This is a genomic window from Leptonema illini DSM 21528 (assembly GCF_000243335.1).
Classification (GTDB): domain Bacteria; phylum Spirochaetota; class Leptospiria; order Leptospirales; family Leptonemataceae; genus Leptonema; species Leptonema illini.
Map to the genome: position 1 here is coordinate 2142577 of NZ_JH597773.1, position 24755 is coordinate 2167331.

The 24755-nt window shown below is 54.5% G+C and carries 24 protein-coding genes and 1 tRNA gene; 16 read left to right on the plus strand and 9 right to left on the minus strand.

The window, feature by feature from the left end; all coding sequences use genetic code 11:
• Window positions 1-19 precede the first annotated feature (19 nt).
• The 5 genes from LEPIL_RS21970 (at window position 20) to LEPIL_RS09870 (ending at window position 3174) form a co-directional block, all read left to right on the plus strand.
• Window positions 20-538 carry a nucleoside deaminase gene (locus tag LEPIL_RS21970; protein WP_002772299.1) on the plus strand — a complete coding sequence of 173 codons (519 nt, stop codon included), beginning with the start codon at window positions 20-22 and terminating at the stop codon, window positions 536-538.
• 47 nt (window positions 539-585) lie between these two features.
• A tRNA-Ser gene (locus LEPIL_RS09855) sits at window positions 586-670 on the plus strand.
• 61 nt (window positions 671-731) lie between these two features.
• On the plus strand, window positions 732-1175 hold the full coding sequence (locus LEPIL_RS09860) for a MarR family winged helix-turn-helix transcriptional regulator (RefSeq protein ID WP_002772300.1): 444 nt from the start codon (window positions 732-734) through the stop codon (window positions 1173-1175).
• Window positions 1176-1252: 77 nt separating this feature from the next.
• A complete protein-coding gene (locus tag LEPIL_RS09865) occupies window positions 1253-1627 on the plus strand; it encodes a cupin domain-containing protein (RefSeq protein ID WP_002772301.1) in 375 nt (124 codons plus the stop codon).
• Between the two features lie 212 nt (window positions 1628-1839).
• Entirely contained in the window at window positions 1840-3174 is a 1335-nt protein-coding gene (locus LEPIL_RS09870) for an MFS transporter (protein WP_002772302.1), read from the plus strand.
• Window positions 3175-3278: 104 nt separating this feature from the next.
• Here LEPIL_RS09870 and LEPIL_RS09875 read toward each other — a convergent pair whose 3' ends face one another.
• From LEPIL_RS09875 to ppdK, 3 genes are all read right to left on the minus strand, one after another.
• Window positions 3279-3659: a response regulator gene (locus LEPIL_RS09875; RefSeq protein ID WP_002772303.1), complete on the minus strand. Its 381-nt coding sequence runs from the start codon at window positions 3657-3659 to the stop codon at window positions 3279-3281.
• Window positions 3660-3685: 26 nt separating this feature from the next.
• Window positions 3686-3871 (minus strand): hypothetical protein, encoded by a 186-nt coding sequence (locus tag LEPIL_RS23410; RefSeq protein ID WP_002772304.1) that lies wholly within the window; start codon window positions 3869-3871, stop codon window positions 3686-3688.
• 161 nt (window positions 3872-4032) lie between these two features.
• Window positions 4033-6726 carry a pyruvate, phosphate dikinase gene (ppdK, locus tag LEPIL_RS09880; protein ID WP_002772305.1) on the minus strand — a complete coding sequence of 898 codons (2694 nt, stop codon included), beginning with the start codon at window positions 6724-6726 and terminating at the stop codon, window positions 4033-4035.
• Window positions 6727-7000: 274 nt separating this feature from the next.
• Between ppdK and LEPIL_RS09885 the strand changes: the two genes are divergently transcribed.
• Both LEPIL_RS09885 and LEPIL_RS09890 read left to right on the plus strand, forming a co-directional pair.
• Window positions 7001-7351 (plus strand): STAS domain-containing protein, encoded by a 351-nt coding sequence (locus tag LEPIL_RS09885; protein WP_040918609.1) that lies wholly within the window; start codon window positions 7001-7003, stop codon window positions 7349-7351.
• 54 nt (window positions 7352-7405) lie between these two features.
• Window positions 7406-8737, plus strand: a complete 1332-nt coding sequence (locus LEPIL_RS09890) for a PilZ domain-containing protein (RefSeq protein WP_002772307.1) — start codon at window positions 7406-7408, stop codon at window positions 8735-8737.
• Between the two features lie 44 nt (window positions 8738-8781).
• On the opposite strand, the gene LEPIL_RS09895 is transcribed toward LEPIL_RS09890, so the two are convergent.
• The gene (locus tag LEPIL_RS09895) at window positions 8782-9243 is read right to left on the minus strand and encodes a chemotaxis protein CheX (protein WP_002772308.1); all 462 of its coding nucleotides are present in this window, start codon (window positions 9241-9243) and stop codon (window positions 8782-8784) included.
• A gap of 16 nt (window positions 9244-9259) precedes the next feature.
• The gene (locus tag LEPIL_RS09900) at window positions 9260-10456 is read right to left on the minus strand and encodes a hypothetical protein (protein ID WP_002772309.1); all 1197 of its coding nucleotides are present in this window, start codon (window positions 10454-10456) and stop codon (window positions 9260-9262) included.
• A 70-nt stretch (window positions 10457-10526) separates the two neighbouring features.
• Here LEPIL_RS09900 and LEPIL_RS23415 point away from each other — a divergent pair, with 70 nt between their 5' ends.
• From LEPIL_RS23415 to LEPIL_RS09945, 8 genes are all read left to right on the plus strand, one after another.
• Window positions 10527-11159, plus strand: a complete 633-nt coding sequence (locus LEPIL_RS23415) for a hypothetical protein (protein ID WP_002772310.1) — start codon at window positions 10527-10529, stop codon at window positions 11157-11159.
• Window positions 11159-12175 (plus strand): hypothetical protein, encoded by a 1017-nt coding sequence (locus LEPIL_RS09915; protein WP_002772312.1) that lies wholly within the window; start codon window positions 11159-11161, stop codon window positions 12173-12175. Before LEPIL_RS23415 ends, LEPIL_RS09915 begins: the two co-directional genes overlap by 1 nt.
• Before the next feature lie 137 nt (window positions 12176-12312).
• Entirely contained in the window at window positions 12313-13338 is a 1026-nt protein-coding gene (locus LEPIL_RS09920) for a rod shape-determining protein (RefSeq protein ID WP_002772313.1), read from the plus strand.
• Window positions 13339-13346: 8 nt separating this feature from the next.
• Entirely contained in the window at window positions 13347-14450 is a 1104-nt protein-coding gene (gene mreC / locus LEPIL_RS09925; RefSeq protein WP_002772314.1) for a rod shape-determining protein MreC, read from the plus strand.
• 3 nt (window positions 14451-14453) lie between these two features.
• Window positions 14454-14981: a rod shape-determining protein MreD gene (gene mreD / locus LEPIL_RS09930; protein ID WP_002772315.1), complete on the plus strand. Its 528-nt coding sequence runs from the start codon at window positions 14454-14456 to the stop codon at window positions 14979-14981.
• On the plus strand, window positions 14978-16924 hold the full coding sequence (mrdA, locus tag LEPIL_RS09935) for a penicillin-binding protein 2 (RefSeq protein WP_002772316.1): 1947 nt from the start codon (window positions 14978-14980) through the stop codon (window positions 16922-16924). Before mreD ends, mrdA begins: the two co-directional genes overlap by 4 nt.
• Before the next feature lie 6 nt (window positions 16925-16930).
• Entirely contained in the window at window positions 16931-18457 is a 1527-nt protein-coding gene (gene rodA, locus LEPIL_RS09940; RefSeq protein WP_002772317.1) for a rod shape-determining protein RodA, read from the plus strand.
• Between the two features lie 38 nt (window positions 18458-18495).
• Window positions 18496-19215, plus strand: a complete 720-nt coding sequence (locus LEPIL_RS09945; RefSeq protein ID WP_002772318.1) for a hypothetical protein — start codon at window positions 18496-18498, stop codon at window positions 19213-19215.
• A 28-nt stretch (window positions 19216-19243) separates the two neighbouring features.
• On the opposite strand, the gene LEPIL_RS21975 is transcribed toward LEPIL_RS09945, so the two are convergent.
• Complete coding sequence (locus LEPIL_RS21975) at window positions 19244-19669, minus strand: MarR family winged helix-turn-helix transcriptional regulator (RefSeq protein ID WP_002772319.1); 426 nt, start codon at window positions 19667-19669, stop codon at window positions 19244-19246.
• Window positions 19670-19840: 171 nt separating this feature from the next.
• A complete protein-coding gene (locus LEPIL_RS09955; RefSeq protein ID WP_002772320.1) occupies window positions 19841-20872 on the minus strand; it encodes an aminopeptidase in 1032 nt (343 codons plus the stop codon).
• 207 nt (window positions 20873-21079) lie between these two features.
• Here LEPIL_RS09955 and metK point away from each other — a divergent pair, with 207 nt between their 5' ends.
• Complete coding sequence (gene metK / locus LEPIL_RS09960; protein WP_002772321.1) at window positions 21080-22237, plus strand: methionine adenosyltransferase; 1158 nt, start codon at window positions 21080-21082, stop codon at window positions 22235-22237.
• Between the two features lie 119 nt (window positions 22238-22356).
• Here the strand turns inward: metK and LEPIL_RS09965 are convergent, their stop codons facing one another.
• Together LEPIL_RS09965 and LEPIL_RS09970 are read right to left on the minus strand one after the other, a co-directional pair.
• Window positions 22357-22830 (minus strand): hypothetical protein, encoded by a 474-nt coding sequence (locus LEPIL_RS09965; RefSeq protein ID WP_002772322.1) that lies wholly within the window; start codon window positions 22828-22830, stop codon window positions 22357-22359.
• Window positions 22827-24599: an OmpA family protein gene (locus LEPIL_RS09970; protein ID WP_002772323.1), complete on the minus strand. Its 1773-nt coding sequence runs from the start codon at window positions 24597-24599 to the stop codon at window positions 22827-22829. The genes LEPIL_RS09965 and LEPIL_RS09970 overlap by 4 nt, the downstream gene beginning before the upstream one ends.
• Window positions 24600-24755: the final 156 nt, after the last annotated feature.

The following is a 24755-nucleotide window of genomic DNA, read 5'->3' on the forward strand; positions in this document are numbered from 1 at the left end:
TCCTGATTTAGCTGCTCAGATGAGCAAGATTGAGTATCCTGCTTCGCCTCCGGACTGGATCTGCGAGAGGCTTCTTCTCGAGGCGGAGCGGGCCGCTCAAAACGACGAAATCCCCATAGCGGCCGGGCTGTATCGCTACGACGGTGATGCTTCCTGGCAGGAGATCAGCGTAGCGGCAAACGCTACGATTACGCGAAAGGATCCGCTGGCGCATGCCGAGATGCTTGTCATCGACGAGGCGCGGCGCGGTCTTAACCTTGAATACCTGAACGGCTTCGTTCTCGTAAGCACGCTTGAACCCTGTCTTTATTGTACGGGTGCTTTGCTTCTTACAAGGATCGATGCCGTTTATTATTTCGCCAGATCCGATAAAGGCATACGGCTGTGCGATGCGATGGACCTGTCGCTTACCCATAAGGCTCGCGGCGAAAAGGCCGGCTCATCCAATCACCATCCCGAAATCCTGCCCGTCGATTCCATGGCCGAGCGTTCTGCCCTTCTGCTCGAACGCTTCTTCAAGCAGAAGCGTCAGGGCTGACGTTTTTCCGTTGACCACAGAGCCATCGACTTTTTCCTGAACCGACCGGAGAGGTGTCCGAGCGGTTTAAGGTGCATGCTTGGAAAGCATGTGTGGGGCAACTCACCGGGGGTTCGAATCCCCCCCTCTCCGCATTTTTTCCTGATCGTCGATCTTCCGCTTTCCAGACCGGCCTCCCTTCACAGTAAAGCCTATGGGCCGAATCGTTTCACTGGAAGATGCCTTCGCTTATTACATAAACCGAACCTACCGCATGCTGCGCGTGGATTTCATTCACATCACGCGCGAAGCCGGCCACGAGCTCACGCCCGAGCAGTATTTCGTTCTGAATAAACTCTATCATCGTCCCGGTCAGTCTCAGAGCGATCTGTCCGCCGAATTGAACGATAGAGCGAACATGAAGCGCGGACTGGACGTCCTCGAGAAGGCCGGACTCGTCGAGCGCAGGTCCGATGACCGCGATCGACGAAAGAACCGTGTCTTTCTGACTGATCGAGGATTACAGGTAGTGCAGAGCCTGAATCCGGCCATCGAAAAGGCACGGCGACGGGTCTATGCCGGGCTCAACGCTAAAGACATGAGCGCCATGAGGCGCATCCTCGACATCATAGAAACCAACCTCAGCCGCGAAATCTAACTTTTCAGCAAAACATCATTGCCAGTCCCGAAAGATGTACTTTGTTGCATAAGTAACATATTCATCTGGAGCTACCTATGCCCGTAATTACAAGACCTGCCCTCCCCACACATGAGCTTTCGGGCACTCGTTTCACATCGCTTGCTACGCCAACCAGCGGCGCGACAAGCACAAGCGTCTGGGAAGTCGAAATCAGTCCGGGAACGCCCGCTCGCCCGCATCGTCTGACCGCTGAAGAGGTTTTCGTCATTCTTTCCGGAACGGCCAGGGTCTGTATAGCAGACACAGAGACGACGGCAATGCCGGGCGACTGCATCGTTGTGCCCGTTGATACGGACTTTTCCATTTCCGTTATCGGAACAGAAAGCCTTCGCGCAATCTGCTGTCTTCCCGTCGGAGGCCAGGCCGTTCTTCCCGATGGCCAAGCCTTCATCCCGCCCTGGGCCATGTAATCCTGCCCCGCGAAGAGGAAACAAGGGTGGAAGGCTGAAGGGCGCATTTGCTGCTGTTGCAAGCGCCCGAATCGGCTACCTGAACCGGTTTATACATGCAGCACAACTTCTGACGCTGATCTGTAACATTGGAAAAGCCAGTATGTCCTTTCCATTTCGGACTATAAAAAATACTTGCCTTCATCTGACCGTGGCTTATATCCATCCGGTCTATGCAAAAAGAAAGAGCACCCAAACGCGAGATATTCGGGTGGGCGATGTTCGACTTCGCCAACTCCTCGTACACCACCGTCATCGTAACCGTCGTTTACGCGATCGTCTTTCCGCAGATCATCGTCGGCGACGCTCCAGAATACCGAATGGGCAACCTGCTGTGGAGTATCGGCCTGTCCCTCAGCTACGTGATCGTCGTCGCCACAGCTCCGATCCTCGGCGCCATCATGGACTTCTCGGCCTCCAAAAAGAAGTTCCTCTTCGCCAGTTATCTGTTCACGATTCTGTTAACGGCCGCCCTTTTCTTTGTGCGTCCCGGCGACGTCTGGCTTGGCGTAACGCTGCTTGTGCTTTCGAACTACGGCTTCGCCGCAGGCGAATCCTTTGCCGGCGCCTTTCTGCCCGATCTCGGCCCTCCAGAAGACCTGGGCAAGATCTCGGGATTCGCCTGGGGTATCGGCTATTTCGGCGGCCTCGTTTCCACCGCACTCGTTCTGGCATTGATCGAACCGGGTGGCGGACCTACCAATCCGGATAACCCCTCGCTGCCTTTCATCGGCCCTGTGACGGCGGCCTTCTTTCTGCTGGCCGGCATTCCCACCTTTCTGCTCCTGAAAGAGAGAGGAACGGCGCAGACGCTGCCTGCCGGCGAGACGATGTTCAAGATCGGCTTTCACAGACTCTTTGCCACATTGAAAGAGATCGGTGATTTTCGCGACCTCACCATCTTCCTTGCATCCCTTTTCTTCAGCCAGGCCGGCCTGTATGTCGTGATCAGCTTCGCCTTCATCTATGGAGCGCAGGTGATCCACTGGAGCGCCGGTGCAATGGCCATGATGTTCATCATCACCCAGTTCACAGCAGCGGGTGGCGCGATTCTATTCGGGCTTCTGCAAGACCGTATCGGCTCGATTCGCACATACATGATGACGCTTGTTCTGTGGATCGTCGCCGTGGCGCTCATCTACGGAACGAACGATCTGACGGTGTGGATCAACGAGACCTTTGCAAAAGACTATAAGGCCGAAAGCGTCTTTCTCTTTATCGGCTGTCTTGCCGGTCTGGGCCTCGGCGCCACGCAATCGGCCGGCCGTGCCATCGTCGGCATCTTCTCGCCCGAGTCGAAATCGGGTGAGTTTTTCGGTTTCTGGGGCCAGTCGAGCAAGCTATCGGCTATCGTCGGTGTTCTCGGCACCGGTCTACTCCAGAATATGATAGGATTGCAGAAGGCGATTCTCTTCACCGTCGTTCTTTTTATTCTGGGCATGATCGTTTCGTTCTACGTAAACGAAGCCCGTGGCCGCAAGATGGCCGCCGAGCACGAAGGCGAATAAGGGGTTATCCAGGGATTTCAGCCGTTGCGGCGTCGTTGACGGCTGAAGGGATTCCCCGTTTCGTTGCCTGTGAACCTGAATCTGTTTTTCTCAGGCGGATGGATTCATCCGCCTCTGAGCAAAGGCAGCGCCTTTTCCCAGAGGATTTCAGGAGTAAAGGGTTTTACGATGTAGCCGTTGACGCCTTTCTGAAGCGCTCTGATAACCGTCTCTTTCTCGCTTTCGGTCGTAACCATCAGAATCGGAATATTCGCATAACGCGAATGGGAGCGGACGGTTTCGACGAGCGTCACTCCGTCCATTCCCGGCATATTTCGATCTGTGATGATGAGATCAAAATCCTGCCCGAGCAGCTTTTTGAGCGCGTCGACCCCATCAGAAGACTCGACGATATTGCGAAGACCGATCTTCTCGAAGGCCCCTCTGATGATGGCGCGCATCATCGAGGAGTCGTCGACGATCAGGATTTTCTTCTCTTCGATCATGGGCTACTGCTACTGCAGCGGCCCGCTCAAGCAAGAAGATTCAACGCTCTTCCTACGCCTTCGGCCTTTAAATCTGCGGCTTTTTGCTCTGCATTCACACGGATGAGTTTTTCACTCATCTCCTGACCGGAATCGGTGGCCTGCTGAAGCACCTGATTCATCGCCTCGACGGAACGTTGAACCTGATCCATGCCTGCTGCGCTAACATCCATACTTTCCTCCTGAGGCCTTCCGGCTGGCTCACCGTAGACGTCTACCCGCAACTCGCAGGAAGAAGCACTACGACAGAAGTCCTCCCTTCCACTATCGGAAAAAAATTCCCCGGATCAAGACGGCCCGGGGATTTTTTCGACAGTCGCTCCTGCTCGCCTCGCTACTCTGAGGCCAATACGGCCTGGGCGGCGGCCAGGCGCGCCACCGGCACCCTGTAAGGTGAACAGCTTACATAATCGAGGCCCACCCTGTTAAAAAAGCGAATACTGGTCGGATCGCCCCCCTGCTCTCCACAGACGCCCGTTTTCAGATCGTGCCGCGCCGACTTGCCTTTTTGCAGAGCAATGCGGATCATCTCGCCCACGCCGCTTTCATCAACGGTGGCGAACGGATTGCGTTCGTACACGCCAAGTCGTAAATACTCTCTCAAGAAGGGCTCGGAGTCATCTCTCGAGAAGCCAAGCGTCATCTGCGTCAGGTCGTTTGTTCCGAAGCTGAAGAAGCTTGCATCAATTGCGATCTGATCGGCGGTCAGGGCCGCACGCGGCACCTCGATCATCGTGCCGATTTTATAATCCACATGACAGTCGAATTCAGCGAGCAGGCGTTTCGCCTCCACTTCGAGAAGCTCCTTCTGCAGCGAGAGTTCTTTCCTGTGTCCGACAAGCGGAACCATGATCTCGGGGTGAACGTGAATGTTTTTCTTTCGAGATTTGCAGGCCGCTTCGAGGATAGCCCTCACCTGCATGCGCGTAATCTCCGGATAGGTAATACCGAGACGACAGCCGCGATGGCCGAGCATCGGATTCGACTCTTTCAGCGTCGATGCCCGCTCCCGAATGTGCTCTTCGGTGACGCCGATCTTCTGTGAGAGCTCGGCGATCTGTTCGTCGGTATGCGGCAGGAACTCATGAAGAGGAGGATCGAGCAATCGGATGGTCACCGGATAACCCGCCATCGCCTCAAACAGGCGCTCGAAGTCCTCACGCTGAAAGGGAAGCAGCCTCTTTAAGGCAAGCTCTCGTTCTTCCTGCGTTCGGGCGAGAATCATCTGCTGCATGAACGGCAGACGCTCCGGCCCGAAGAACATATGCTCGGTGCGGCAGAGGCCGATGCCTTCGGCGCCGAACGATCGTGCGACGTTAGCGTCTTGCGGAGTATCAGCGTTCGCCCGTACGCGCAGACGTCTGACCTCGTCGGCCCATTTCATCACCTGAAAGAAATCTCGCGCCATCCATGAAGATGCCGGATCAATCTCGCCTCGCATCGCTCTTTGAATGTCGGAATCGACCGTTTGCATGCGCCCGACAAAGACCTCTCCCGACGTACCGTCGATAGAGACCTCATCGCCTTCATTGATACGTACATGGCGGCCTTCTTCTGTGACGATGTCTGCATATCCGTGCTCTTCATGAACGATGAGAGCCGAGCATCCGACGACGCAGGGCTTGTTCATTCCGCGGGCGACGACGGCGGCATGAGACGTCATTCCCCCGCGAGCGGTAAGGATTCCCGAGGAGTGCTGCATGCCCTTGATATCGTCGGGGCTTGTTTCCATGCGCACAAGAAGCGGCGTCTTACCTTTCGCTGCCATCTCGACGGCATGCGCGCTCTGGAAAACCGCATAGCCCGACGCAGCGCCAGGGCCCGCGTTTAATCCCTTCGCAAGCACGCGTTTCTCGCTTCGGGCGGCGTTGACCTCGGTCGGATCAAAGATCGGCGCAAGCAGAGCGGGTAATCCCTCCGCCTCAATACGTAGAAGAGCGGTGCGCGGATCGATGAGCTTTTCATCGACCATATCACAGGCGATTTTCAAAGAGGCCGCCGACGTGCGCTTGCCGTTACGCGTTTGAAGCAGATAGAGCTTCCCCTGCTGTACCGTAAACTCGATGTCCTGCATATCGCGATAATGCGATTCAAGAAGGGCCTGGATTCGCAGAAGTTCCCTGTAAACGTCGGGCATCTCGCGTTCGAGTTCTTCGATCTTCTGTGGCGTGCGAATGCCGGCGACAACATCTTCGCCCTGTGCGTTAATCAGGAATTCACCGTAAAACTTCCTTTCGCCGGTGGACGGGTTTCGCGTAAAACACACGCCTGTTCCCGACGTGTTGCCCATATTCCCGAAGACCATGGACTGAACGTTTACGGCGGTGCCATAGCTCTCAGGAATATGGTTCAGACGACGATAATAGATCGCCCTTTCGTTATTCCAGCTGCGAAAGACGGCCTCGACCGCCATGCGCAACTGCATAAACGGATCATCGGGAAAGGGCTGTCCCGTGCCTTTTTGTACAAGATTCCGGTAGTCGTCAATGATATCGCGCAGAGCTGCCGGTTTCAGATCGGTGTCCTGCACGGCGTCGGACTTCTTTTTATGATGATTGAGTATCTCTTCAAAGCTGTGATGCGGAATACCGAGAACGACGTCGCCGAACATCTGGATAAAGCGCCGATAGGAATCGAGCACGAACCTTTCATCGCCCGTCTCAAGCACCATACCCTTCAACGTATCGGCGTTCAGGCCAAGGTTGAGGATCGTATCCATCATGCCGGGCATACTGACCGGAGCGCCCGAACGAACCGAAACGAGAAGCGGTTTATGCGGATTAGCGAAATGCCTTCCGGTCGCCTCCTCCACCTTTTTCAGCTTCTCATGTACGGAGGGCATCAGCTCGGGCGGCAGATGTCCGCGTTCCATATAGTCACGGCACAGAGTTGTCGGCAGCACGATGCCGGGCGGAACCGGAATACCGAGTGCGGCCATTCGACAGAGATTGGATCCTTTACCCCCGAGCCGAATCTTGTCGGGATTCGGATCTTCTGATATGCCGTTGCCGAAAAAGACTATGTCCATGATGAGAACTCCTCTGCTTTTTTTTTCCTGCACAATCCTGCAGCTTCCAGGATAAAGCGTCCTGGAATACACAGAGAACCACAATATTTTTTTGTTTTTTTCTTCGTTTTGCGTCTCTTTTTTGTAGATGGAAGTCCGATCCGCAATGATATGTGTGAGCCTTCCTATTCCAGAATCCGCAGAAGGCTGCATGATAGCTTGAAAAAGGAGCGCGAACAGGCGCGGTGCGCAATTGGATTTGACACCGTGTCCGGGTTCGCGATATAAGAAAATCATGGTAAAGGCAGAGATGGAAGGCAACATCCTGGTCATACAGGTCGAAGAACAGCGCGTCGATATGGTCATCGCCAGGCGGTTTCGCGAAATGCTGGCCGAACAGATCAAGGAGCATCCGCGGCAGATCATCCTCGACCTCACACGGGCGAGCTATTTCGACAGTTCCGCCCTCGGAGCTCTTGTGGCCTTTTTGAAAGACATCCGGGCCTACGGCGGTCATCTCGTGCTCTGCAACCTCTCGCGTTCTCTACTCGCGCTGCTGAAGCTGTCCAAGCTTGATCTGCTCTTTGATATTAAAGGCAGTATTGAAGAGGCGAAGTCTTACATGAAATCGTCCGTTACGGGCTGAAATTCCCGTTCTGACCGGCCTTGATTCCGGTGCATCCTGTGACGATTCTCTATTATGAGTCTTCTCAGGATTCAGCAGGAGGTCGAAGAGTACCTACAGAAGCGCATCCTGGAGCTTCTGGGCGGCCGTCCCGAAGAAGCCGGTCGATTCACGATTCTCGGCTCTGATATAAACGAAATCCGCCATATTTTCTACTATCTGCGTATGAACCGGGCCCCGGTTCAGGTACAGTATCAGCTCGAAAGCTACTCCGCCCAGGTGCTGAGCGTCGAAGATACCCTGGCGACGCTCAGCGTTCCGGGTTTTGAAGAAACGGCCTTTCGACGTATCAAACTTCGTTTCTCGATGATGAACACCTTCTATCAGTTCGAGGTGATTCTCAGTCGGGTGCGCGGCGAAGAGGTTACGTTTCAGCTGCCTTTTTATATTCAATCGGCTACCAGACGTAAATATCCGCGACACCCTCTGCAACGCGCCTATCTTCTTTTCAATACGGTCTATCGTCCCATCTTCGGCACACGCGGCATCGGGCAGATCGTCGAAGAGAAACACAGACATCTTATCGCCGAACTCAAGAAAGATTTTCCCGATCTCTCCCTCATGCTGCGCATCATCGCAGACGACCTCGTCAGCATTGCAGGCGATTATCAGCTACAATTCTATAAAGCAGAGCAGAAAAAATCGCTGATGGAGACGACCATTTCGGGCGAGGACAAGACGCTTTTCATCGCAAGCACCGAAGATATCAATTCTTACATCTACAAACCCGAAACGAACCTGCTTGTGGCCTACAATCGGGAATTCAAGACGATGGCCGGCGCTTCATCAGAAGAAGAGGCCGTAAAGTATTTCAAGGAGCTTCAGCTTTCCGAGATGCGCAGGCATATTTATTCATATGTTTGCGCTCCGCTGCATCTTTTCGGGAAAGTGATCGGACACATTTATATCGAGACCGACCTGATTCACCGAAAACGCATCTTCGCCGACGACGCCATGCGAGTCGGCATCCTTGCCGATCTACTGTCCTATGGCATGACAAAAACCGTAATCGCCCGTTCGTATTTCGCGAAGCCCATCGCCGAGATCATGAACCTGTCTATGGCCGGCGTTCTCTTTCGCGTCTCTTCATCGACCATTTACGACTATCTGATCGATCATGATCTGTTGAAGTTGAAGATTCCTTTAACGAACGAATACCTGTCGTTTCGCGGCGAAATCACGCGAATGTTCAGCGAGGGGACGAGATATCATCTTGCTCTGCGCTTTGTAGACGGAGCTGACGACGATTACAGAAAGCTCGAACAGTTTCTATATGCCGATACACGTATGCGACTTCGGGGAAAAAGCAGGGGGCCGACCGGCCCCCTGACGGAGTTACACGAATGATACTGTACGTATCGGTAACTCCGAATGAACTCCGCGTAAAAAAATCAGGCGGCTTCGCGTAGTGAGATATTGATATCGATCATGCCCAGCGGGCTGTACATGTTCAGCCCGAGAGTCGTATCGTTCTTCGCCGGAAAGGGCGTCGTTCGCGTATCGACGACGACTGGAACCGATACGTCCAGGAATTCGTTACGCGAAAGAAAGATATTGAGAGCGTTACCTGTGATCATGTTCGCAATCTCGCCCAGCACGTCTCTGTATTCCTGATCGAAGGATTCGGGAGTGCCGCCGAGCTTCTCAAAGATCTTGCGAGCGCCGTCAGACGTCATCGAGTAGATGACGCGACCGTTGACAGGCCCCGTGACGTCGATATAGATCGCAATCTCCTGCCCCGGGGCGAGCGAGTTCTTCACGACCGTCTTTCCGCGAATCAGATCAACCTGCAAGAGCTGGTTGAAGACCAGCGACGCTGCCTGCAGAAAGGGGTTTACGTATTCTGCCTTCATGAACGAACTCAGTATGTCATTCCGGCTTTCCGGAATCCAGCGATTTTTGCGTCAGACGAAATTTTCCCGTTTCGGCGTATTCCTTCACGATCTGATTGGCAAAGGCATAGGACAGATACATTGCACGGTTCTGCGAGAACTCCGGATCTAACTTTTCGGATGGCGGAGCAAGCTTCACCTGTTCGATCGTAAGGTAGATCGTCGTTTCGCCGTCCTGATAGGGCCCTTTCAGGCCATCGCGTGAAGCGGCTACGTCAGAAAGGAAGCGATCTCCGGTCAGGTTGATCGTCTTTCCCGAAGCAAGCGAGACGGCATTCAATGCGCTGAACTTCACCGTCGCTCGTTCGGCCTTGTATCCCGTTTTTTCAGAGACGGTGGCCAGGCTGGCGTCTTTTTTCTGACCGAGCGATGCCTTGAGTTCTTCAAGCTGCTTTTTCTTTTTCTCGGTCAGGACACGATCCTTCAAGAATTCCTTTCTTTCTTCAAAAGATGGATAGGTGAACGGCCCTTCTTTCTTCTCTTTTTTGGCGCGGATCTCTGCCTCTTTTTTATCTTTCTCATAGAGATCTTTCATCTCGGCCTCAGAGGCCTCGGCAGAAAAGGAATTTAGCAGATCGGCATTGGTAAAGGCGACGACATTCAGCTCAAAAGCCGAGTCTTTTGCGCGGCTGAAGGACTGCGTCTCAACCGTGCTGACCGGAAAAGGAGCGGCGACGCTATCTTGAAAGAGTCCCACACGCGTCAAACGCATGCGCAGCGACATCGGGAATCGCGACATCTCACGTTGCACCATCTGCTCGAGGCTCAGGCGGTCGTCGGCCAGACGGCTTTGATTCTGCATCTCCACTTCGGTACGCAGTACCGAAATGATCTGATCCTGGATCTGTTTTTCAGATACGTCAAGCCCAAGGTCGGCGACAATGGCGGGCATGACCATCATATCGCGAACGGCATCTGAGGCGCACTGATCGATAAATACCTGAGGAATCTCACCATAAACCTGATACCGATTCTTACAGGAATCTTCGGCGTATCCATAGACCTCGGGACGAATCTCTTCTCCTCTGTAGGAGCCGATCTTGCTGCCCCCGCTCAGGATGGTCAGGATTTCGCTCATGTCCTGGCTCGAAAAGGAGATGCCCATGATGAGGATCAACGCGATGACGATCAGCGTTGCTCCGATTTTTTTCAAAGATTCCAGTATCTGATTCACAGACCCTTTTTTTTCCCCTTCCTTGGTTTTTCCAGTCGAAAAATGCAGAGCCGAAGAAAGAAGACCGCCGATGCTAAAAACGGATATGTACATTCTTGGCTTTATCCTTATTTTTGCCGGCCTGGCGCTGATGCTGTACTACTTCGTGCTGCGCTTCGCGGCGACCGTTTCTACCACTTCTGTGGTACCGGATGCCTCGCCCGCCGGCCCCGTCGTGCCCGCCGCCTCGACCGTTACGGTAACAGCGCAGCCAGTGCCTGAGCCCGCATTCTTTTCCGAAAAGGCAGCTCCGATTGCCTCGCAGCCCAGAATAGAACCTTCCTCTCGTCGGGCCTCAGAGAGCATGAATCGCAAGGCCGTCAGCGTCATTGATCCGGCCCCCGAAAAGGAACTCTACGCAACGGGATATCTTTACACCGATACTGCCGGTAAAACGGCTCTGCTGGAACACCCGGAACGGGTCGAGGGTGAACTGACGGCTTCTATGAAGCGACTCGGACCGGCGACGCTTCGCTTCCGTCGCGACTCCTATTACTTCGATCATGGCGACGGATTGCTTGTCATTCCAGAAGGAAAGATGCGCGAGGTGCGTTTCTCTGATGGCGGAACGGTCTTTGTTCCCGGAAGCTCCGATCTTCCGCTCGTTTATTTTTTTACGGTTGATACGCAGGCGATCCGCGAATTTCTCTCTTCGAGATCGTGATGTTACCTCCTCGTATTGAATCCACTCGAGTCCGCCGACGGCGCAGCCGCAAAATCTGGTTTCTTATTCCTTTGATCGGCCTGATCGGCTTTCTTGCATATCGCTACGGCGAAGGGACGTATCTCGCCATCCGACAGCGTTTCTTACCCGAAAACCTGCAGCTTCTCGAATCACGCTCCTCGCATGTCGAAGAGCAGCTAATCGCCCATTCTATCCGGTCAGATGACGGAGCGTTGCCGGGTTATACTCTCTTCTCTGAAGAGGAACGCGAACAGATCGTCGCCTACCTGAAGGATTCCCGGCGCATTCTGAGCTTTTACGAAGGTTCGACCGAAACGGGCGCGGCACTCCAGGCAAGCGCCGCCCTCTTTCAATTCTATGAGCTGCTACTCTACGTGCAGCTCAACGAAAGAAGCGTTCTGGATCTGGCCGGTCGCGGCTTCCTTCCTTCTCTGACCGGAATCAACGCCGAGACCTTCCGGGAAAAAGCCCGCTCCTCCCTGCTTCTTTCCCGGAAGTCCCTTGCTATGGATCCGGGGCAACGACGAGCAGACGATCTGCGCCTTATCGAAGCGGTCTCTGATCTGCTCTACAACGAACGGACCGATCCGCACCTGTTCGATCAGCTCATCCGCATCAACCGGGATAAAATCGCGCCTGGCCTGAAACCGACATACGCCTTTGCCTCCCTTGCTCTTTTCGCGCGTTCGGGAAACCGAGAACGGCTGAACGAAATTCTCGACGTTGATTCTAAATCGGGCATGTCACAGATGCTTCGCATCTACGCCCTCTTTCATGCGCGGGACTATATCCAGGCGATGCAACTCGCCCGCACTCTTATGGCTGATGCTCAGGCGGAGCCAGCGCTTCGCTCTGAGGCCGCACGTATGATGGGCGAGATCTTCCGTATTCAAAGCGGTGCGGCTGCAGGGCTTCCGTATCTGTATCAGGCGCGGGAGTTACATGCCGATCCATTTCTCGACGAACTGATTCAGCAATGGCAGGCCGGGCCTTAGACATGCTTTGAGGCATGATGTATTTTGAATTTCCGGCTTTTTGATGGTATTGATTGACAGAGGATAACGGGAAAAAGTAATGCCAGAGGCCCTTTCAGGCCTTCAAAGAGAACAACTAAGGGAACCGAGCGCCGGCTATGATTATCGATCGCGTTTATAACATGTTTTCCAACGATATGGGGATTGACCTCGGAACGGCGAATACGCTGGTCTACGTTAAAGGCCAGGGCATCGTTCTTGCCGAACCCTCCGTCGTCGCAGTGCAATCCTCCACGGGCAAGGTGCTCGCCGTAGGCCACGAAGCTAAACGTATGCTGGGCCGTACACCGGGCGACATTATGGCCATTCGACCGATGAAAGACGGCGTGATCGCCGACTTCGAAACCGTCGAAAAAATGATCCGCTATTTTATTCAGAAAGTGCATAAGCGCACGACGCTCGTGAAGCCCCGTCTGGTCATCGGTGTTCCCTCGGGCATCACCGAAGTGGAGAAGCGTGCGGTACGAGAATCGGCCGAACAGGCAGGCGCCCGCGAGATCTTCCTCGTTGAAGAGGCCCTGGCAGCCGCCATCGGTGCGAACGTTCCCATTCACGAGCCGGCCGGCTCGATGGTCGTCGATATTGGCGGTGGTACGACAGAAATCGCCGTTATCTCCCTGGGCGGTATGGTGATCTCCGATTCGATCCGCGTCGGCGGCGACGAATTCGACGAGGCCATCATCCGTTACCTGAGAACGCAGTATAACCTGATCATCGGCGAACGCATGGCCGAAGACGTGAAGCTCACCCTGGGCAACGCCTTCCCCGAGAAGAACGTCGAGGTTATGGAGCTGCGAGGACGTGACGCCATCAGCGGTCTGCCGAGAACACTCGAAGTCGATTCGAATGAGATCCGCAAAGCGCTGAAAGAAACGACCGATATCATCCTTGAAGGCATCAAGTCCTCTCTCGAGAAGACTCCGCCCGAACTGGCCGCCGATATCGTCGAACGCGGTATCGTCATGACCGGCGGCGGCTCGCTCCTGAAAGGCCTTGATAAATACGTCAGCAAAGAAACCGGCGTGCCGGTCTTCCGCGCCGAAAACCCGCTCATCTGCGTCGCTCTGGGAACAGGCCGGTATCTCGAAGAGCTGAAGAACATCCGGCCGGGTTTTAAACCCTGATTTAACCGATGCTCTGGGATATCCTCTGGCGTAACAAGAACACCTTCAGTCTGAGCTTCTGCCTGCTCTTTTCCATTACGGGAATGATCTGGCAGTCGAATCCTCTGACCGGAGCCGTGGGCTTTTTCGGTAAGCTTGCCGACCGCATGAGCGGCGCGATTAACTCCGGCGTTTCTCTACCCGGAGACGCCTTCAAGCGCATCAGCCAGTACACCGATCTACAGGCCAAATACGATCGCGCCCTTACTCAGCTCGAAGAGAACCGCAATAACATCGATAAATACGAGCAGCTGAAGCAGGAGAACGATCGTCTTCGCGCCGCCCTTGCCTTCCCTCCGCACAGCGAATATACGGAGGTCAAGGCCGAGGTTCTTGGCATCCGCCTGAATTCCATCACTCCGCGCATTCTGATTAACCGAGGCTCCGATCAGGGCATCGAGCCGTTTATGCCCGTCTACACTTATACGACCGACGAGAATAAGAACCTCATTCGCAGCGTCGTCGGTATCATCGCCGTCGTCGATCGCTCCACGTCCATCGTGCAGCCGCTACAGCATCCCGATATGCGGCTCGGCGTACGCATCGTTTCGACCGGACAGTGGGCCATGCTTGAAGGCGACTCCGAAAACCTGCGCCGACTGAAGCTTCGCTATATTACGCGTGATGCAGCGCCCGATAGCACGGTGTTCAAAGATCCTCTGCCCGACGTCGAAAAATCGACGATCATCACCAGCGGAGGCGGCGGCATCTTTCCTCCGGGTATTCCGGTCGGGCAGATCATCCAGAAAGGAGAGATCGACGAAGAAAGCGGCGGCTTCCTTACGGCCTACGTGCGTCCATATGCCGATCTCGATCGGCTTGACTACGTCATCGTTATGCGCAAAAAGCCCGACGACTGGAGCGAGCGTATTCAGAAGGATTATTCTCTTGTGGATAACCTCAGCACGGAGTTCGGTAAACCCGAGTACCCCGATCTACCCGAAGAGAAGAAAAAGCCCGAACGTCCTCAACGAGCCGAAAAGCCCGAAGAGGAAAAGACCGAGAAACCCGAACAGCCTCCCGCTGATACTCCGGGTCGACGGCTGAAAAATCTGCAACCTCAGGGACAATGATTCATGCTGCTTGAATATGCCGTCATCCTTCTCGGAATGATCGTCTCTTACTTTCTGAAAGACGTGAACTTCCTGAGCCTGCAGTTCGACATCCTGAATACGGGCGTCATCTATCCCGATTTTCTTTTGATCTTCGTGATCTTCTTCGCTCTTAATCGGGGAGAATTCTCAGGACTCTGGATCGGCTTTTTCGCCGGCCTGCTTGAAGATTCGACCATTCTGCGATTCTCTGACGGAACCGATCCGTTCACGAGCATCCTGGGCCTGCACTCGTTCGCCTACACCATACTCGGATTCACGCTCGGCAAGATGAACCGCATGATCGACCGCGAGAATACGTCGACCATTCTCATCGTCGTTTTCTCGGCGACGCTTGCGACGCGCCTTCTCGTCTGGCTGCTGATGGGTATGGTCAATCAGTTCTATTCTTCGTATTCTTTTCTCAGTACGGCGCTGTATACGGCGGCCATCGGCCCGATCTGGTTCGCCCTGCTCGGCTGGACCTACAGACTGGGCGGAGGGAATCGATGACCAATGGATCGTCTACAGGATTCCGGCTTGAACAGCGCTTTCAGAGCCGGCTCTACTTCCTGACGGTCACGCTGTTCATCATCGCCATTGTCTTTCTGTTGCAGCTTTTCAATCTGCAGATTCTTCAGGGGCGTGATAACCGACTGCTTGCGAAGAAATTCGTCAGTCGTCAGGAATTCAAGGTCGCTCCGCGCGGATTTATCTTCGATCGCAATCTGAACGTAGATGATCCGCTTGTGTATAACATCAACTACATCGACTACGCCATCTTCCCTGCCCGGTTCCCGAATCGCAAGGCCGCCCTCGACTATCTACAAAACTTCGCTCGCCTGATGGGGCGTCCTTTCTCTGAATTCGAGCCGATAATAGAGCCCGACAACTGGAAACGTCTGACCCGCCGCAACGAGAAGGTGATTCTGATTCACCGGGTCAGTCGCGAAGAACAGGAGCGTCTGGCCTCGTTTCAGCTCGACCTGCGTTACGGCTCCTTTGAAACCGAGTATCTGCGTTATTATCGCATGGGCCCGGCGATGGCGCATGTCAGCGGCTATACGGGCCTTCCTTCACGAAGAGAGCTTGAACAGAAGCTTGCCCTGCCGTACCAGATCCTCGGAAAGGACGGCCTCGAAGCCTTCTACGATAGCGAGCTTCGCGGACGCGATGGTGTCGTCATACAGAACAAGATCTTCGATTCGCGCGAACGCCTTTCGCGATCACGTCAGGGCAATCATATCGTTCTCAACATCGATCAGAACGTGCAGGCCGCAGCCTACAGATCGCTTGTGAACTCGGGCAAACGCGGCACGGTCGTCGCCATGAAGGCAGAGACGGGCGAGATCCTGGCCCTTGTTTCCACACCGGCCTTTGATCCGAACATCCTTTCTTCAGTCGAAGGAAGTCGACGAAACACGCATTACGAAGAGGTTAGCCGTCATCGCGGATTCCTGAACCTTGCAATACAGGCTCGCTTTCCTCCGGCGTCGACGTTCAAGCCTCTGGTCGCCCTTGCCGCCCTTGAGCGCGGTAATCCTCTGGAGATCAACAGAGATCTGAAATTCACCTGCCCAGGAAGCTGGAAGCTGAAGTCGTCGATGGAAAGCGTTCCGGATTCCGTCTTCTACTGCCATAACAAGGCCGGCCACGGTACGCTCGACATGGTGCATGCCATCGCCGAAAGCTGCAACGTATACTTTTATAATCTCGGCTATAAAATCGGGCCGTCTCCTATCATCGACTACTCGCGCATGTTCGGGCTCGATCGCGAAACAGGAATCGACCTTCCGGGCGAACAGAAGGGCTTTGTGCCCGATCAGCGCTGGAAACAGATTCGATGGTCGAGTCGCTGGTATGACGGCGATACGGTGAATACGGCCATCGGCCAGGGCTTTCTTGAAGTGACGCCGATGGAGCTGGCCGTGCTCTACGCCGCTCTGGCCAACAACGGTAAGATCGTGAAGCCGCATCTGCTTCGCGAGGTACGCGATCCTGAAACAGGCCGACTCCTGCGTCGCATCGATCCGCAGATCGTGCAGACGCTTAACCTTTCGCGAGAACACCTGCGCACCGTTCAGGAAGGCCTTCGCGCCGTGGTACATACGGGAACGGGTCGTTACCTGAATCAAAAAGGCCTCGTGCCGGCTGCCGGTAAAACGGGAACCGTGCAGACGCGCAGCGGACGAAAGGGCGTCGATCACGCCTGGTTTGCAGGCTACGCTCCTTTTGACGATATGCACGCAAAAGACAGAGTCGTAGTCGTCGTCTTCGTCGAACACGGTCGTGCCGGTTCGGCATCGGCCGTTCCTATCGCCGCCGACGTCTGGAAGGCCGCCTTCCCGGGCTGGAAAGAAGAACCCGCCGCTCTGCCGGCTAACCCGATGAATCCAACCGGTGCGACGACCGTTTCGCCGACCGTCGCCGACCCTCTGCTTCCTCCGACGGAATAACTCACAATGTTCAGAAAAGCTCGCATAGATCTCGTCCTTGTTCTCGCCGTCACGCTCGTCAGCCTGGCCGGTATTTTCACGCTGTACACGCAGGACATCGACGCCGCCAATCCGTCGTATCGCTGGATGAAGCAGCTCAGCTTCTTCGTCATCGGCTTCATCATCATGCTCGTTCTGCGCAAGACGAACTATCAGGCGCTCGGTAACGTCTCGCTACCGATCTACGGATTTGCGATTCTGCTTCTCATCGTAACTTTTTTTATCGGATCAGAGATCAAAGGAGCCCGCTCCTGGATTCGTATCGGGCCCTTTGGATTCCAGACATCGGAGTTTGCCAAGCTCGCCGCCGTCATCCTGCTTGCAAAGTATCTCGAACTGAAAGAGAAAGATATGGAACAAATCACGTCTCTTATCATTCCGTTTTCGATCTTTCTATTGCCGATGCTTCTCATCGTTATCCAACCTGACCTCGGTGGAGCGGTCATCCTCGCGCCCATTCTGCTCTCGATGCTTTTCGTCGCCGGCATGGACATCTATCATATCAGTTCTATTCTTCTTTTCTTCAGTATCTCGATGTCTATCCCGCTCTATATCGAGTACAACAATATCATGCTCGTCGACGGGCTTCTTAACCGTCTGCTTGATCTCGGTAAAGAGGGCCTTCTGCCTTCGGTGCGCATTCTCAGATCCGATATCTGGAAGTTTCTCGAAAACGGAAATATTCCGGCCGCTCTATCAGGAACGGACCTCGACTACCTGACGCGCGTAAGAGACAACCCCACGCTGTTCATCGAATTTCAGGAGATCGCTCGCGCCCTGCGCTATGAATCGGGCGGGTTCCTTCTGCGCATCCTCGACGCAGACTGGTTCATCGTGCTGCTCGGCTCGGCAATGACGCTGGCAGCTGGCGGCATGTTTATATGGCGAATGACGCAGGGCGGAAGCTGGCGTTATCTTCGCAAATATTATATTCCTCTGGGCGTGATCGGCCTTTCGCTTCTCTCTGCCTTCGCCATTCACAGCACCTTTTCGTTCAAGTATCATCAGATCGTTCGCGTAACGGCGTTTATCAATCCGGATCGTTTTCCGCGCGACCTCGCCTATCAGATTCGAGCCTCAAAGGCGGCCATCGGTTCCGGGCAGGTGGTCGGGAAAGGCATGTTCACCGGTGAGATGACCGTCGGCGAAAACCCCGTCGTTCCCGAGGCCTTTACCGACTTCATCTTCACCGCATGGGCCGAGCGAACGGGCTTTATCGGCTCGGCGCTTTTACTCATATTGCTGCTTCTCATTCCCATACGCGGATTTCAGATCGGGCTCGATGCGCGCGACAAATTCGGTTCACTGCTTGCCACGGGCATCTCGTTCGTCTTCCTGTATCATATCGTCTTTAACGTAGGAATCGAGCTCGGATTGATGCCCGTCACGGGCCTTCCGCTCAGCTTTATGAGCTACGGAGGGTCGCACCTGCTCATGTGTATGACGGCGGTGGGCATCTTGCTCAACATTCATCAGCGCAAACATGCGAACTGACCCTGAATCCATGCCCTGCCTCTGCCGATAATCGCTTCGTGAAGCGCGCCCTCACAGAACATGGCCTCATGGTCGGTGCCTTTCAAAGGATCGAGCTGAAGGCCCTTGAGCTTCTACAGCTATCCGCCGATCGTCGCAAGGTGCTTGCGGAGTTTCGAGGCGAGGCTGCCTCTGTTTATGCCGAGCAGCGGTCTCCGTATATCCGCAAACGTCTGCAGCGCTTCCTGGCCGTTCTGGACAGCCTTGAAGCCCTCAGTGCAGACGAAGAAAGGCAGTGGAACTTGCTTCAACGCATCGTCACAAGGCTTCAGAATACGGACGTGCTCGACCATTTCGGAGCAGGGCTGCAACGCCGGATGAACCGAATACTGAAAGATGCCGTCGATGCCGAAAGCCGACTACCGGCGGAATGGAAAGGGGAGCACTGGTTTCTCTTCACCGTCGGCACGATTCATATAGCGGTAAATGGTCGCATTCTACGCTATCAGAAGGTCGGCGGCCGCAAAGCGATCAAGGCTCCCTTTCCTCTGAGAGTCTTTCCAGAAACGGACATATGGAGAAAAGGCGGCCTCTATCTTACCGTGCTTGAAACGGATAAAAAAGAGCGCGTGGCCATCTATGCAAACGCCGTCACCTCGCTGCCTTCGTTCTTTGAGCCGGCGCCACTGTCGCCGGTACAGCACCCGGACCTGATGGGTAAGATCAGGTATGCCGGGCGTACCGTCTATATCTGGAAGCCGTTGACGTTAGAGGGCTGAGCTTGAAGAGCCGGTTTGGGACCGGCTTTTACTCGCCCGTAGAGAGAAAGTCGTTGAACTCAATGACGTCGCGTGTGAACTGATTGACCCTTGACTTGCCCCATTTCCTGGTCAGAGAGTTGATCAGGCGGTTTTCGCTCTCACGCAGGCTTTCGGCCATAGCCTTGCCCTTCTTCGTGATGGCCAGACGCTTGATACGACGGTCATGACTGTCCTGCTCGCTTGTGACCAGACCGGCCGTCTGCAGGGCCCGGACCGCCTGACTCATCGTCATCGGGTCACGACGCAGTACACGCCCGAGCTGCCCCTGTGAGATGTCGGGATTCTGGTCGATATGGATCAGAATAGAGAGTGCCAGTGTAGATATTTTTTCGTTTTTGCTCATCCCCTCACGGATGATGTCCATGGACCCACGGAATGCCGTACCCATGTTGAGAATCAGATTGGTGCTCATAACTCCTCCGAGAATACTGAACGACGTTCAATTCGTCAACTCAAATCTAAAGAAAAATAACTTTTTCCTTAAACATTTCAGACTTCTATGTAGTATAGACGGCAGATATACCTGACGTCCACGTTATTTCGGAGAAATTGTTATTTTTTTTAACTATTTCTATACCGGGCCTCAATATAAGGACAATCGATCGGCATTCTCGTCCGGATTCTCAGCCCAGACCCGGTATTTCTCGATAAAACAGGGCAGATCGTGTTTACAGAGCTCAAATTCCCGTTCGAAAACAGGCCAGTCCGATTTATAGACCGATCGGGCGGCAAAACGAGCATTGTTCCACTCTTCGTCGGCCAGCTTTGCCATATTGATCAGCCGGAAGCCCTGAGCCGCTCGCAGTCGCTCTTTCAAGGCGGCGAGAATCTCTCCTTTTCGAGTCCGCTTCTCGGAATCCGGGATGGAGGACAGATAGAGCGCCTTCAGCTCTGCCGCTGTTTCATCCAGCAAAGCGTTGAGGCGCTGCTCCTCCTTTTTAAAGAGAGAGAGGCGTTCCAGCGTCGGACTCTTCTCACCCTCCGTCTCATAGAAATACTGCTGCCTTCCCTTCTCTTCGATAAACGAGGCCAGCCCTTCATTGAATTCCGGATGCCCCTTCACCCAGACCGTCGAGTGGACCATCTCGTGAATGACAAGGCCGGCCAGGTAGGCCTTTGAGTAGTTCAGCTGCGAAGAGAAAACCGGATCAGAAAACCAGCCAAGCGTGGAATAGGCCGCTGCCTGCCCTCGATGCGTGTCCCATCCCCGCTTTTTGAGATACTGTTCGAAGGCTTCGGCATCGGCCGGATCAAAAAAGCCAAGATAGGGAACCTCACCCACGATGGGGAACCACCAGCGCTCCGAACGCAGCTCAAGTTCGGGAGCAGCCATCACAAGATACGAGACAGCCTCCCCGGGTACTCTGACGTAGGACTGAAAGGACTCGGTGTCCCTCAGATTCAGACGCTCCTTTGCATAAAGCCGCACCTCACGCATGAAGAGCAGCTTCTCCCGGTGCTCGGCAGAAAGGGAAGGATCTTCAAGCACCTCATCGACGGACCGACGGTCCCAGAGGATGCCTGCCTGCCCGAGCCCCTGCTCGACCAGATACAGAGGAGCTCCGGCAGTGCAGGAGATGGATAAGAATAGTAGCAGTGGAGCCAAACGCTTCATAGAAATAACCTCGGGATGGAGCTCAAAAAGACCTCAGAAGAACCTCGTCAGAGAGGGATGGAGCGATAATTAAGGAAAAGTGCAGAGAGACGAGGCTTTTTCAGCTACAGCACTACTGGGTCCTTTCTTCAAATTCTATTGACCCGAACCTTCCGTACGAAAAACCGACTGAAACCCCGCCGGCAACCCGCCAGAGGAAGGAAAAGAATGGCTTTAAAAGACTTTACGTTTACCTCAGAATCTGTGTCGGAAGGACACCCCGATAAGATCTGCGACCAGATCTCCGATGCCGTACTCGACGCCTTTTTAAAGAAAGACCCACGTTCGCGAGTCGCTTGCGAAACGCTTGTTACGACGGATTTCGTGTGCATCGCTGGTGAAGTCGCTTCCGAAGCAAACGTAAACGTCGAATCGATTGCAAGAGATGTGATGCGCAAAATCGGCTACGTGCATGACGATATCGGCTTCGACGCCGATAAGGCCGAAGTGCTTGTGAAGCTGCACTCGCAATCCCCCGACATCGCTCAGGGCGTTACCGGCGAAGGCCTCTATAAAGAGCAGGGCGCCGGCGACCAGGGTCTGATGTTCGGCTTTGCCATCAACGAAACGCCCGATCTGATGCCTCTTCCCATCGATCTTTCCCATAAGCTCGTACACTATCTGGCCCAGCTGCGTCACAGCGGCGAGATGAAAGACATTCTTCCCGACTCCAAGTCGCAGGTCACCGTCGAGTATCGTGACGGAAAGCCCGTTCGCGTCGACACCGTCGTCATCTCCACACAGCACCGCGAGCATCTGCAGCACAAGCAGCTCGAAGAGATGATGATCGAGCAGGTCGTGAAAAAGGTTATCCCCGCTCAGTATCTTCAGAACACACGCTATCTGATCAACCCCACCGGCCGCTTTGTTATCGGCGGTCCGCACGGCGATGCAGGCCTTACCGGTCGCAAGATCATCGTCGATACCTATGGCGGTTATGGTCGTCATGGTGGCGGCGCCTTCTCGGGCAAAGATCCGTCGAAGGTCGACCGATCGGCCGCCTACATGGGCCGCTATATCGCGAAAAACATCGTCGCCTCGGGCCTGGCCGAGAAGTGCGAGGTTCAACTCTCGTATGCCATCGGATTTCCCGAGCCGACATCGGTTCTGGTCGATACGTTCGGAACGGGCAAGATCTCGGATGCAGAGATCTCGAAGCGCGTACTGGCTAACTTCAAGCTGACTCCGGCCGGAATCGAAGCATCGCTGAAGATGCGCGAAGCAGGTCGCACGTATCTTGACACGGCCTCTTACGGTCACTTCGGTCGCCAGGGTGAAACGTTCACCTGGGAACGCACCGACGTTGCCGCCGCTCTGAAAGGCTGATCATCAGCTTTTCGTCAGCCTCAGCCATTGAAAACGTTTCGACGCCCTTTACTGCGGCGTCGCCCACTCACAAAAAGACCCGGCTTCGACCGGGTTTTTTTGTGAGTCCGGTGCGGTTTCTATGGAGCGACGGGTTTGAAAATCACCGGCCCGTATTCGGTTACCATGCGAGTCTCGTTTTCTTTGCGATCGATCTGAAAGAAGCGTCGGCGGCGATCAAAGTAAAAGTGAAGCATCCCGCCTTTAACAAAAAGCGCATCGGCCTCCACCTCTTCGCTCTGTGACCCGCTTCCCGGAACGCCGGTCACGGTTAACCTGTAGCGGCATGCTTTTAAATGCTGGACGCGCACCCTTCCCTGCGGGCGAACGGCGCCTGACGTGACGGCATACTCGAATTCCAGAAGTCCCGATCGAGATTCGAGCAGCCTGCCCGTGCCGGCCTTTTGAAGACCGACATCGTTTCTTGAGAAAAGCTCGAAGTTACGAGTATTCTTAACAAAGAGGCTGTCGAGGATGCTGCTACAGCTTTCGCCATAGACCGGTTGCAGCGCTACAGGCGACGAGAAAAGCAGTATCGACAGAAGACGTTTCATGGCTTATGAAGCAGCTCCACTCGAACCCTGTTATTTCTGTACTCGGAGTATTCATCGGCGGCTTCAGAAACGAGATCGGTTTCGCCTTCTCCGCGAAAAACGACGCTTTTATCGGGGATTCCTTTTTGAACAAGAGCATCGCGAATGCGTCGCGCCAGGGCTTCGCTGCGAAGAAGGTTTTCTTCTTCTTCTCCCTGAAAAGATACAAAGACCCGCACGCGCACGGAATAACCATCCAGATCAGACCACTCTCTGTAAATCTGTTCGATCAGCGTATTCGCTTCAGAGGCAAAGGAATCGGCGGCAAAGTCAGTCAGGCTGAGGTCGGCAATCAAATCGATCGAATCCCTTTCTCGTGCGGCGAAACGCACATCGGTTCTAACCGGTGAAGATCGAAGCACCGTCGTATGCCCGGCGGCGTCGGTGGCCTCAAACTCAAACAGAAGCTCTTCACCGGCGGCGATGTCGTGATCCACATCGGTATCGCCGTTCCACTGTATCTCGTCGGGTAGCAGATCACCCTTCCATTCGCGCAGCATCGATCTTTCTTTGCCCGTAACAACAAGCAGCCTTAGCCTGTACTGATAGAGAGGCGATGCGTCTTTATAGGTCGGTCGAATCCGGAACACCTCGCCGGGCCTGTAGCGAGAAGACGATAGGTTGAGCGATAACTCCGGACGCTTCGTATCAAGCATAAGATATACAGGGGCGACGCTATCGCCGGTAGGGCGCAATTCATACAGGCCAGGCAGAGAATTCTCGGGAAAAATGGACAGCGCTGTGAGGTTGGCGCCAGCCGTCGTATTGAGCGAGCGAATGCTCTTCCAGCCGGCACTGCCGCCGAAAGTGGAACCTTCTCTCAAACGCAGAAGCAGCGAGGACGGCCTCGAAACGCCCGTAAAGCCTACGCTTAACGATTTTGCAGGTGCGTACATCGACGCCGGATTCACATAATAGGCCTCTGTAAAAAGCATGTTCGCCGGCGGCCGGGCAGCGGCAAGAACGAGCAGCTGATGTACGGCGACGGCCCGGCGATTCCCGGCCATATCGCGCCACTCCAGTTCATAGCGATAGACGCCGACGGGAGCGGGATCGCCGCCGATCATACCGTTCCAGGCGACGCGAGGCGGAAGCGTGTCCTTCCAATGACGGGTCTCAACGGCCTTCCCTTCCGTATTCACAATGCGCCCTGTATAGCTAACGTTAGGGCGCGATCTCTTCTGTGTTTGATCGATCAGGATCTCGCCCGTGGGCTGGCCGATCTTACCGTCGGCAAGCGCAGGACGCAGCACATACAGACGAGCCGGGGAAAGCTGCACCTCGGGCAAGGTCGTTTCAATCCAGACCTCTTTTGAACTGAAGCGCTCGATAGCGTTGTAGTCATGCGTTACGCGCAGCTCCAGACGATAGCGACCGTCGGCCTGACGTTGGCCCTTTTCATCGCGCCCGTTCCAGTAAAAGAAAGCCGGTAATGGCGTGGCTTTCGAAGATCCAAAGAAGCCAGACTTGCGAATCCTTCGATCGGGCGTGTAGGTACGAACGAGCCCCGAAGGCCCGTAGATGCTCAACTGCCAGTCCGTGATCTCTATGTTGCGACCGCTCTTTACGTTCACTTCAACAGAGAGAAAATCCTGCACGCCATCGCCATCCGGAGAGAAGCGACTGTACAGCGGCCGCAGCTGCACGACGGGAAACGAACGACTGACCGCTTCGACGGTGAGAGGAATGAGAAGGACAAAGAAAAAAGAGAATGACTTCAAGGATTTCATCGTTTCTTTAGTGTATGACTTCCGTTATGTTTTTCATGCGGAACGTTGTCAACCGGCTTATAGGCACCGGACTGAACCGTGATCTCTGACGTAACCTCTGAATCGAACGCTGAATTGAAGACTTCACCCACAAACACCCTCTCTTCGCAAGAGGCG